Annotated in this window: 2 protein-coding genes and 2 pseudogenes; all 4 read left to right on the top strand. The window is 71.9% G+C overall.

Annotation, left to right across the window (positions count from 1 at the left end; all coding sequences use genetic code 11):
• Positions 1-30: 30 nt before the first annotated feature.
• Positions 31-1,623: an amidohydrolase gene (locus NV348_RS00555; RefSeq protein ID WP_447145153.1), complete on the top strand. Its 1,593-nt coding sequence runs from the start codon at positions 31-33 to the stop codon at positions 1,621-1,623.
• A gap of 166 nt (positions 1,624-1,789) precedes the next feature.
• Positions 1,790-3,346, top strand: a complete 1,557-nt coding sequence (lnt, locus tag NV348_RS00550) for an apolipoprotein N-acyltransferase (RefSeq protein WP_447150892.1) — start codon at positions 1,790-1,792, stop codon at positions 3,344-3,346.
• A 202-nt stretch (positions 3,347-3,548) separates the two neighbouring features.
• Positions 3,549-12,155: pseudogene (locus tag NV348_RS00545) on the top strand (non-ribosomal peptide synthetase); the annotation flags it as partial.
• Positions 12,133-12,369 (top strand): annotated as a pseudogene (locus NV348_RS00540) (AMP-binding protein); the annotation flags it as partial. The pseudogenes NV348_RS00545 and NV348_RS00540, both read left to right, overlap by 23 nt.
• Positions 12,370-12,659: the final 290 nt, after the last annotated feature.

Below are 12,659 nucleotides of genomic sequence, written 5' to 3'. Positions count from 1 at the left end.
CGATCCGCCGATACGGCAGACTGGGGCATCGTGAGTACCCAGTTGCTGATCGGCGGTCGTTTCTACAGTTCCAGCTCCCCGGACGCGACCGCGATGGCGGTCACCGACGGCACCGTGGTGTGGCTGGGGGCCGAAGCGCCCGGCCGGGCGATGCATCCCGATGCGGAGATCGTCGACCTCGACGGCGCGTTCGTCGCGCCCGCGTTCGTCGACCCGCACGTGCACGTCACCGCGCTGGGCCTGCAGCTGACCGGGCTCGATGTCAGCGGCACCGCGTCGCTGGCCGAGCTGCTCGCCGCCCTGCGCGCCCACGCGGCCGTGCAGCCCGACGGCGTGATCATCGGTGAGGGCTGGGACGACACCGCGTGGCCCGAGCAGCGCCCGCCCACGGTCGCCGAACTCGACGAGGCCGCCGGTGCGGGCAGGCTCGTGTACCTGGCCCGGGTCGACGCGCACTCCGCGGTCGCCTCCTCGGCGCTGCTCGACGCGGCGGGCGATCTCGGCGACGGTTACCGCCGCGGTGAGCCGGTGCGCGCCGGCGCCCACCACCGGGTGCGCACCGTGGCCCTCGCGGAACTCGGTCGCGCGCACCGCGATCGGGCCCGCACCGCCGCTCTCGACGCCGCCGCCGCGCACGGCATCGTCGCCGTGCACGAATGCGCGGGCCCGGACATCTCCGGCCGCGCGGACGTGCGCGAGCTGCTGGCCTTCGAGCACGGCGTCGAAGTGCGCGCCTACTGGGGCGAGGCCGTGCGCACCGCCGCCGAGGCCCGCGCCCTCGTCGACGAGCTGGGTGTCGCCGCGCTCGGCGGTGATCTGTTCGTCGACGGTTCGCTCGGCTCGCACACCGCGCTGCTGCGCGAGCCCTACGCCGACGCGAGCGGCTGCGGCAAGAACTTCCTCGACGCGGACACGGTCACCGCGCACCTGCGCGCCTGCACCGAAGCCGGTGTGCAGGCGGGCTTCCACGCCATCGGCGACGCCGCCATGGATCTCGTGGTCGCTGGATTCGCCGCCGTCGCCGCCGAACTCGGCGGACCGGCGGTCGCCGCGCGCGGACACCGCGTCGAGCACGCCGAGATGACCGACGCCGCCGCGATCGAGCAGCTCGCGGCGCTGGGCGTGATCCTGTCCGTGCAGCCGGGTTTCGACGCCGCGTGGGGCGGACCGGACGGCATGTACGCCACCCGCCTCGGCGCCGAGCGCGCCGCGACTCTGAACCCCTTCGCTGCGATGGCCGCGGCGGGCATCTCGCTGGCCATCGGCTCGGACGCGCCGGTCACCACGCTGAATCCGTGGGAGCAGGTGCGCGCGGCGGTCCACCACCGCACGCCCGGCCACGGTCTGTCCCCGCGCGCCGCCTTCGCGGCCGCCACGCGCGGCGCCTGGCGGGCGGGCGGCGTGCGTGACGGGGTCGCGGGCACCCTGGTGCCCGGCGCCCCGGCCTCCTACGCGGTGTGGGACGCGGGCGAGCTCGTCGTCGCCGCGGCCGCCGACACGGTGCAGCGCTGGTCGACCGACCCGCGGTCGCGCGTCCCCGGTCTGCCCCGGCTCGATCCCGGCGCCGACCTGCCGACCTGCCTGCGCACGGTGCACAACGGCGCCACGATCTACAGCCGCTGACCACGACCGCACCGGCACACGAATCACGGAGCAGGACACCATGATCGACCCCGCCACCGAACCCGGGCCCGACGCCACGACCGCCGACGCGGCCGGGGCGGGCCCGACCGACCCCGTGTCTCCGGGCAGTGCGGCGGGCGGTGACCGGTTCGGCGTCCTGGCGCGCATGGCGACCGCCGTCGCGGGCGGCCTGCTGCTGTTCGGCAGCTTCCCGCCCCGGCCGTGGTGGTTCCTCGCCCCGATCGCGCTGGCCCTGCTCACCGTCGCGGTGCGCGGCCCGGGGAAGCTGCGCGGTGGGTTCGGCTACGGGTTCCTCGGCGGTTTCGCGTTCTTCGTCCCCCTGCTGCCGTGGACCGGCATCTACGTCGGGCCGGTGCCGTGGCTCGCGCTCTCGACCGCCTGCGCGGTGTTCATCGGCCTGTGGGGCGTGCTGGCCCGGTGGCTGGGCGGGCTGCCCGGCTGGCCGGTCTGGCTCGCGCTCGCCTGGACGGCCACGGAATGGGCGAGGTCGAGTTTCCCCTTCGGCGGATTTCCCTGGGGGCGTGTCGCTTTCGGGCAGGCCGACGGCTGGTATCTGCCGCTGGCCGCCTACGGTGGCGCGCCGCTGATCGGGTTCGCGGTCGCCCTGACCGGGACCGGCCTGGCCGCGCTCGCGCTGCGGGTGCTCGCCTGGGCGCGCACGCCGGCGCCGCGGGCGACCGGCCGGACCACCCGGATCGGATTTGCCACGGCCGCGGTCACTGTGGCTATCATGCCCCTCGCCGGAGTGATCCTCCGGCCGACGCTGCCCGCCCCGGACGACGGCAACCGGACGATCACGGTCGCCGCGATCCAGGGCAGCGTGCCGCGGTTGGGCCTGGAGTTCAATGCCCAGCGGCGGGCCGTGCTGGACAACCACGTCCGGCGCACCGAGGAGCTCGCCGACGCCGTCGACCGCGGGCAGTCGCCACGGCCGGACGTCGTGATCTGGCCGGAGAACTCCTCCGATATCGATCCACTGCGCAACGCCGACGCCGCCGCGGAGATCACCGCGGCCTCCCAGCGGATCGGCGCGCCGATCCTGGTCGGCGCGGTCCTGGTGAACGGTGACCGCACGACCACCAACTCCGTGATGGTGTGGAACGGCGCGGACGGGCCGACCGACCGGCACGACAAGAAGATCATCCAGCCGTTCGGCGAATACCTGCCGATGCGGAGTTTCTTCCGATTGTTCTCGTCCTATGCCGACCAGGCCGGACATTTCGTGCCGGGCGATGGTGACGGAACGGTCACGGCGGCCGGCGTGCGGATCGGTGTCGCCACCTGTTACGAGGTCGCCTTCGATCGGGCATTCCGGGAATCGATGGCCGCGGGCGCCGAACTGCTGACCGTGCCGACCAACAACGCGACCTTCGGCCGGAGCGAGATGACCTACCAGCAGATGGCCATGTCGCGGGTGCGCGCGGTCGAGCACGGCCGGGCGCTGGTGATCGCAGCAACCACCGGGGTCAGCGCGATCATCACCGCGAACGGCGAGATCGCGCAACAGTCCGAACAGGTCGTCCCCGCCGCGCTGGTTGCCCAGCTACCATTGCGCGACACGACGACGATCGCGACGCGGATCGGCGCGGGGCCGGAAGTGGCGTCCGTTATTCTGACGGCGATCGGCGTGGCGCTGGTGTTTTTCCAGCGCAGGCGAGCGAATCAGACGCAGGTTTCGCGAAGCTCGCAGAATTCCGAATAAGCGGTTTGTTTCAACCCGGGGGAAGCGGCCGAAAGTAGCTGCTACAGGGGTGTATTCCATAGTGCTCGAAACAAATCCACATCGGTAGCCATCCGGCTGCCGGAGTACTCCGAATCAATGGGCGTGGATAGCCACGCCCAGGGCCGTCGTGTGCCCGGGCGCTGCTCGGGGAGTTGTGACACAAGGCAGAACGGAGTGCTTGATGAGTTCATTGGCCACCGACCGCGTCAGCTCATGCGTCACCGACGACGATCCGGGCCAACCGTTCGCTCTCTCGCCCGGTCAGACGGCCCTGTGGTACGCGCAACGGATCCGGCCCGATATTCCCCTCACGATCGCCCACTACGTCGAACTGCACGGTGACCTGGACGTCGGCAGGCTGCTGTACGCGGTCGAGCGCTTCGGTGCCGAATCCCAGGTGGGACATGTACGCCTACTCGAGATCGATGGCGTGCCGCACCAGCGGGTCGACCTGGCCTGGCGGCCGGGCTGGGCCCGGATCGACCTGCGCGGCGAGCCCGACCCGCGCGCCGCGGCGCTGCGCTGGATGAACGACCACGCCAGCACCCCGATCGATATGGAGCGCGAGCCGCTCACCATCAATGTCGTGTTGCGAATCGGTGACCGGGACTGGTTCTGGTACGAACGCGGACACCACATCGTTATCGACGGTTACGGTGCGATGAACGCGCTCACGCGGACGGCCGAGATCTACACCGCTGTCGGTGAACAGCGCGAACCGTCGGTGTCGCGCGCCGCCGCGCTGGTGGACCTCTACGCCGACGAGTCCCGCTACCGCGAGTCCAGCCGCTGCCGCGCCGACCGCGAGTACTGGACCGAACAGCTCGCCGGCGTGGGCGAGCCGATGACGCTGTCTTCGGTGACCGTCACCGGCGACCCCCACGATCCGGGCCGTCATCGGGCCACCGCGGTCCTGGATCCCGATCTCGACACCCTGCTCACCGACGCGATCACCACGCACGGCTCGGCCAACTCGGCGCTGATCGTCGCGGCGCTGGCCGCCTACGTGCGTTCGGTGACCGGTGACCCCGATGTCGTTCTGAGCCTTCCGGTCTCGGCCCGCACCACGGTCGCGCTGCGCCGGTCCGCGGGCGTGGTGTCGAACGTGGTGCCGCTGCGGGTGCGCTTCGACGAGCACACCACCGTCGCCGACGTCGTGCGCCAGACCGAGCTGCAGATCACCGGCGCGCTGCGGCACCAGCGCTACCGCTCCGACGACATCCGCCGCGACTGCGGCTACTCCCGCGACGCCCGTGGCTTCTTCGGCCCGATGGTCAACATCATGCTGTTCCACGACGAGCTGAAGTTCGGCGACATCGCGGGCCAGCTGCACGTGCTCGCGACCGGCCCCGTCGAGGACCTCTCGATCAACATCTACAACGGCGACGGCGGCCGCATCCAGCTCGACTTCGAAGCCAACCCCAAGCTCTACGGCGAGGCCGAGGTGGCCGCCCATCACGGTCGCTACCTGGATTTCCTCGCCCGCTTCCTGGCCGCCGAGCCCACCACGCCCGCCCGCGCGCTGACCGCGATCACCGGCGACGAGCAGGCGAAGGTCCTGCGGGAGTGGAACGCCACCGAGATGCCGGTGCCGACCGCCACGCTGGTGTCGCTGTTCACCGACCAGGCGGGGCGCAGCCCGCACGCCGTCGCCCTCGAATTCGGTGACCGCGCCATCGGTTACGCCGAACTCGGCGACCGGGTGAACCAGCTGGCCCGTGAGCTCATCACGCGCGGGGCAGGCCCGGAGACCACGGTCGGGCTGTGCCTGCACCGCAGTATCGAGATGGTCATCGGCATGTACGCGGTCCTGGCCACCGGTGCCGCCTACCTGCCGCTGGATCCGGAGCACCCGGCCGACCGGATCGAAGCCGTCGTGGCACAGGCGCGTCCGGTGTGCGTGCTCACCGCGGCCCGTGACATGGTGCGCCTGCCCGAGGGCACGGTGCGGGTGGATCTGGACACCCTCGATGTCACCGGGCACGCCGTCGCGCCGATCACCGATGCCGATCGGCGCGCACCGCTGCGCCCCGAACACCTCGCCTACGTCATCTTCACCTCCGGCTCGACCGGCAAGCCCAAGGGTGTCGGCGTGACGCACGCGTCGATCGTCAACCGGTTGCGCTGGATGCAGGCCGAATACCCGCTCGACCACACCGACGCCGTGCTGCAGAAGACACCCGCCACCTTCGACGTGTCGGTATGGGAGTTCTTCTGGCCGTTGCAGGTCGGTGCCCGCCTGGTGATCGCCGCGCCGGACGGTCACCGGGATCCGGCCTACCTGGCCCGCATCATCACCGAGAAATCCATCACGACAGCGCATTTCGTGCCGTCGATGCTGTCACTGTTCGTCACCGACCCGCGCGTGGCCGGCGGGGCCGGGCTGCGCCGGGTGTTCTGCAGTGGTGAGGCGCTACCGGGCGCCACCGTCACCGATTTCCACGCCGCGCTGCACGGGCCGGCCGGCGGTCCCGAGCTGCACAACCTGTACGGACCCACCGAGGCCGCGGTCGACGTCACCTACTGGCCGTGCCCGGCCGAGGTGACCACGGTGCCGATCGGCTCGCCGGTGTGGAACACCCAGACCTACGTCCTCGATCCGCAGCTGCGGCCGGTGCCGCCCGGGGTCGTCGGCGAGCTGTACCTGGCGGGCACGCAGCTGGCGCGAGGGTACCTCGGCCGCCCCGATCTGACCGCCGACCGGTTCGTCGCCAATCCGTTCACGCCCGGTGAGCGCATGTACCGCACCGGTGACCTGGCCCGCTGGCAGCTCGACCGGCCGGTTCTGGAATACCTGGGGCGCACCGACTTCCAGGTCAAGATCCGCGGCCTGCGCATCGAACTCGGCGAGATCGAGGCCGCGTTGCTCGCCCAGGACCACATCGCGCGCGCGGTCTGCGTGGCCCGCGCGGGCCGCACCGGCGACGACGAACTCGTCGCCTACGTCGTGGCCGCGCCGGGCAGCGCTGCGCCCGAGCCCGCCGTTCTGCTGGCGGGCCTGCGCCGTGGCCTGCCGTCCTACATGGTGCCCTCGGCGCTGGTCGTGCTCGACGAACTGCCGTTGAGCGCCAACGGCAAGGTCGACCGCAAGGCGCTGCCGGAGCCCACCATCGGCGTGCGGCTCACCACCGGTGCCGCCGCACCGCAGACCGAGCTGGAATGCGCCCTCGCCGAGATCTTCACCGAGGTGCTCGCCCTCGACGGCACCGCGATCGGCGTCGAGGACAGCTTCTTCGACCTCGGCGGCAACTCCCTGGTCGCCGCGCGCGCGGTCGCGCGGATCAACACCACCCTCGACGCGAACCTGACCATCCGGGAACTGTTCGAGGCGTCGACCATCGCGGCGCTGGCCGGGTACATCAGCACCCACAAGCCCGAAACCTCCACGCCGAAGCTGGTTCCCGCGGTCCGGCCCGAGCGGGTGCCGCTGTCGCTGGCCCAGCAGCGGCTGTGGATTCTCAACCGGTTCGCCGAGCACGCCGCCGCGTACAACATGCCGCTCGCGCTGCGGCTGACCGGGCACCTCGACCTCGCCGCGCTGCGGGCCGGTCTGCGGGACGTGCTCCATCGTCACGAGAGCCTGCGCACCAGTTTCCCGGAGGGGCCGGACGGCGCCTACCAGCTGATCCATCCCGCCGCCGCGGTGGAACCGGAACTGGCACCGGTCGACGTCATCGCCGCCGACCTCACCGCCCTGGTCGCCGAGGAGACCGGGCGCGGTTTCGACCTGTGCACCGAGACGCCGCTGCGGGTGGCCCTGTACCGGGTCGGCGCCGACGATCACGTGCTGCTGGTGGTGCTGCACCACATCAGCGGTGACGGCTGGTCGATCGCACCGCTGGCCAGGGACCTGATGTCCGCCGTGGCCGCACGAGCCGAAGGCACCGCGCCGCAGTGGACTCCGCTGCCGGTGCAGTACGCCGACTTCGCGCTGTGGCAGCGGGAACTGCTCGGCGACGAGACCGATCCCGAGGCGCCGCTGGGCAAACAGCTGGGCCACTGGCGCGACGCGCTGGCGGGCCTGCCCGATCAGCTCGACCTGCCGCTGGACCGGCCGCGCCCGCTGCGGCGCGGCACCGGCGGCGACACGGTGGGATTCACCATCGACGCCGAGCTGCGCCGCGCCGTGAGCGAACTCGCGCACAGCCACGGCGTCAGCATGTTCATGGTGCTGCACGCGGTGCTGGCGACCTTGCTGGCGCGGGTCTGCGCGAGCAGCGACATCACCATCGGCACGCCCATCGCGGGCCGGTCCGATCCGGCGCTCGACGAGCTGGTCGGCATGTTCGTCAACACGCTGGTGCTGCGCACCGAGGTCGACCTGGGCGCCGGTTTCGACCGCATGCTCGACCAGGTCCGCGAGACCGACCTCGACGCCTTCGCCAACCCCGACGTGCCGTTCGAGCGACTGGTCGACCTCGTCAATCCGGAACGCTCGACCGCTCGGCACCCGCTGTTCCAGGTGATGCTGTCCTATGACCGCACCCCGGAGCTACGCGTCGAATTGCCCGGTGTCAGTGCCGAACTCGTGCCGCTGGAGTCCGGCGTCGCCAAGTTCGACCTGCAGCTCGAGGTGCGCGACAACCACGACGACGGTCCGCTGGACGCCGAATTCGGTTTCGCCACCGACGTGTTCGACCGCACCACGGTCGAGGCGATCGCCCGCCGGTTCACCGGCCTGCTGGCCGCGGTGGTGGCCGACCCGACGCGGCCAACCGGCGATCTCGACCTGCTCGAGCGTCGCGAGATCGCGCGGCTGGTGCCCGTCGCAGGCGCGCCCGCCGAGCCGGCGGGCACCCTGGCCCGGCTGCTCGGCGAGACCGCGCAGCGACTGCCCGACGCCGTCGCCGTGCGGTACCTCGGCTTCGACACCACCTACCGCGAACTCGACGAGCGCTCGAACCGGTTGGCGCGCAGCCTGATCGCGCACGGCGTCGGTCCGGAGGCCGTCGTCGCGGTCGCGCTGCCGCGCAGCCTGGAATCGATCGTCGCCATCTGGGCGGTGGCCAAGTCCGGCGCCGCCTACGTGCCCGTCGATCCGGCCTACCCGGCCGAGCGGATCGCCCACATGATCGGCGACTCCGGCGCCGCGCTCGGGCTCACCCTGCCCGAGCACCTCGCGGCGCTGCCCACCACCACGGGCAAGCACCGAAAGGCGCCGGAGTGGCTGGTGTTCGGCACGGCCGACTTCGAGGCCGACTGCGCGAGCCGCTCGGCCACCCCGCTCACCGACACCGACCGCAGGCACCCGATGCGCGCCGGTCAGCCCGCGTACCTGATCTACACCTCCGGGTCGACGGGCACGCCCAAGGCGGTCGTGGTCACCCATGCCGGCATCGCCTCGCTCGCCAGCGAGCAGACGCAGCTGTTCAAGGTGACCGACGCGGCGCGGACCATGCACTTCTCCTCGCCCAGCTTCGACGCCTCGGTGCTCGAGCTGCTGCTCGGCTTCGCCGCGGGGGCGACCATCGTCGTCGCGCCCGCCGACCTGTACGGCGGCGCGGAACTGGCGGGTTTCCTGCGCTCGGAGCGGATCACCCACGCGTTCATCACCCCGGCCGCGCTGGCCACGGTGCCCGCGGGCGACTTCCCGGATCTGGGCACGGTCATCGTCGGTGGCGAGGCCTGCTCGGACGAGCTGGTGCAGCGGTGGGCGACGAACTACCGGATGCACAACATGTACGGCCCGTCGGAGGCGACCGTCGCGGTCACCGCGAGCGCGGCCATGGTGGCGGGGGAGCCGGTGCCGCTGGGCGCGCCGGTGCGCGGTATGCGGCTGTTCGTGCTCGACGGCCGCCTGCACCCGGTGCCGCCGGGCACGCCGGGTGAGCTCTACGTGTCGGGTCCCGGTGTCGCGCGCGGCTATCTGGGCAAGCTCGCGCTCACCGCGCAGCGGTTCGTCGCCAACCCGCATGGTCGGGTCGGCGAACGCATGTACCGCACCGGCGATCTCGTCGTCTCCGACGCCGTGGGCCGGTTGCGCTTCCTCGGCCGCGCCGACGACCAGATCAAGATCCGCGGCTTCCGCATCGAACTGCGCGAGATCGACCACGTGCTGCGGGAACACCCGGGCGTGCGCTCGGCGCTGACCGTCGTGCACGTCGACGAGCAGGGCCAGCAGCGGCTCGCGGCGTACGTGACCGCCGACCGCCCGGTGGACCCGGCCGCGGTGCTCGACACCGCGCGCGGCAGGCTGCCCGGCTACATGGTGCCCGCCGCGCTGGCCGTGCTGGACCGGATGCCGGTGACCCCGGCGGGCAAACTCGACCGCAAGGCGCTGCCCGCACCGGAATTCGCGGTCGCCACCGGATCGCGGGCACCGCGCACGCACCTGGAGATGCGGGTCGCCGCGGTGTTCACCGAGATTCTCGGCCGCCCGGTGCCCGGCGCGGAGGACAGCTTCTTCGAGATCGGTGGCAACTCGCTGCTGGCCACCCGGCTCGCGGCGGCCGTGCACGCGGATTTCAGTGTGGACCTGCCGGTCCGGCAGATCTTCGAGGCGCCGACCGTGGCGGGTATCGCCCAGCTGATCACGGAAGCGCCCCGGACGCAGCGGGTGGCGCTGGCGGTACACACCCCACGCCCGGGACGCATACCACTGTCGCTGCCGCAGCAGCGGCTGTGGTTCCTCAACAGATTGTCCCCCGAATCCAGCGCCTACAACATCGCATTCGTCTTGCGAATCGGCGGAGATCTGGACATCAGCGCTTTGCGGTCCGCACTCACCGATCTGGTGGAGCGCCACGAGGTGCTGCGCACGATCTTCCCGGAGGATCTGTCGGGCGCCCAGCAGATCGTGCTGCCGGTCGCCGCGGCGGTGCCCGCGATCGAGTCCGTCGAGACCGATCCCGACCGGGCGCTCGACGCGCTGACCGGGCTGGCCCGGCAGGGGTTCGATTTGACGAGCCAGCCGCCGCTGCGCGCGCGGCTGCTGCGGGTCGGGCCGGAGGAGCATCTGCTCGGCGTCGTCGTGCACCACATCGCCGCCGACGGCTGGTCGCTCGGCCCGCTCACCCGGGATCTGGCGCTGTCGTATGTGGCCAGGTCGGCGGGCACCGAGCCGGTGCGTGCGCCACTTCCCGTGCAGTACGCCGACTTCAGCCTGTGGCAGCGCGCGGTCCTCGGCGCCGAGGACGACCCGGACAGCATCGCCGCGACTCAGCTCGCACACTGGCGTGCCGCCCTGGCCGAACTGCCCGACGAACTGCCGTTGCCGTTCGACCGGCCCCGGCCGGCCGAGCCGACCGGAGTCGCGGGCAGCGTGCGGTGCGAGATCTCGGCGCCGCTGCAGAACGCCATGCAGGAATTGGCGGCCGAGGCGGGCGTCAGCCTGTTCATGGTGGTCCGCTCGGCGCTGGCGGTGCTGCTGCGCAGCGTCACCGGTGGCCGCGACATCCCGATCGGCACGCCGGTGGCGGGCCGCACCGACATCCAGCTCGACGATCTGGTCGGCATGTTCGTCAACACGCTGGTCCTGCGGTCCGACGTGGACCCGGGCCGCAGCTTCGTCGACCTGCTGCACGCCGACCGCGACGACGAACTGGCCGCGATCGCCAACTCCGACCTGCCGTTCGAGCGCGTCGTCGACGCGCTCGGCCGCGACAGCAGGGCGAGCAATCGGCACCCGCTGTTCCAGGTCGCGCTGAGCATGCAGGACGACCGCACGCCGGAACTGGAACTGCCCGGCCTGCGGCTGGCCGCCGAGGAACTCGACATCGCCCGCGCCAAGTTCGATCTGGAACTGCGGGTGGCGCCGGACGCGGGCGAGACCCGCCGGTTCGACTTCGTGTACTCCGCGGAGCTGTTCGACGCCGCGACGGTCGAGACCATGGCCACCCGGTTCGTCGAGATCCTCACCCAGGTGACGGCCGATCCGCGTCGGCTGGTGTGCGAGGTCGACGCCCTCACGGTGTCCGAGCGCCGTGCCCTGGTACCCGCACAGGGACCGGCCCCGGTGACCCCGATCGTGCTGGCCGACATCATCGAACGCGCGGCCACCACCTTCGCGCATCGGCCTGCCCTGCGCTGGTTCGCCGGCGGCAGCGTCGCGGGCGCGGTGGGGGAGCTGAACTACGACGAGGTCGGCTTCCGGGCGCACCGGCTCGGCCGCGCGCTGATCGCCCGTGGCATCGGCACCGGTGACCGTGTCGCCGTCGGCCTGACCCGCGGATTGGAGTGCGCGCTGGCCATTTTCGGCGTCGCGGCCAGCGGCGCGGCGTTCGTGCCGGTCGATCCGCGCTACCCGGCGGATCGGGTGCGGCACATGCTCACCGACTCGGGCGCGCGTGCGGTCCTGACCACCACGGCCGACGTCGAGGCCCTGCGTGCGGCGGCCGGTCCGATCGACACCCAGTGGCTGCTGGTGGACGACGAGGAACTGCACGCCGAACTGGCCGGCTACGACAGCGTTCCCATCACCGACGCCGAGCGGATCCGGCCGGTGCACCCGGCCGACCTGGCCTACCAGATCTACACCTCGGGCTCCACCGGTCTGCCGAAGGGCGTGACCGTCACCCACAGCGGCCTGGTCAGCCTGGCGGTGGATCTCCAAGAACGGATGGGCCTGGACCGGTTCGCCCGCACGTTCTTCTTCTCCACGCCCAGCTTCGACGTCTCCGTGCTCGACATGCTGCTGGCGGTCTGGTCCGGCGCCGAGATGGTGATCGGCCCGATCGACATCTACGGCGGCGACGAACTCGGCGCACTGCTCGAGCGCGAGGACATCACCCACACCTTCCTCACCCCGGCGGTGCTCGCCTCGATCGATGCCACCCGCTGGCCGCTGCCGCGGCTGCGCGGACTCATGGCCGGTGGCGAGGCCGTGCCGCCGGACCTGGTGGAGAACTGGGCGCCGGGCCGGGCGGTTCGTGAACGCCTACGGCCCCACCGAATTCACCGTCATCGCGGCGATGTCGCAGCTGCGCGTGGGTGTTCCGGTGACCATCGGTACGCCGGTGCGTGGTGCGCAGGTCCTGGTGCTGGACGAGCGGTTGCGCCCGGTCGCGACCGGCGTGCCCGGCGAGCTGTACCTCGGCGGCGCCGGCATCGCGCAGGGGTATCACGAGCGGTTCGGCCTCACGGCCGGGCGCTTCGTCGCGGATCCGGCCGGACCCGCGGGCGCCCGGATGTACCGCACCGGCGACGTCGTGCGCTGGACCGCCGACGGCGAACTGGACTACCTGGGCCGCAGCGACCACCAGGTCAAGGTGCGCGGCTTCCGGATCGAGCTCGGCGAGATCAGCGCCGTGCTCGGCAGTCACCCCGCGGTGCGGTTCGCGCACACCGAGGTCAG

The organism is Nocardia fodinahabitans (assembly GCF_052983615.1).
This window is presented reverse-complemented; position numbering and strand designations above follow the sequence as displayed.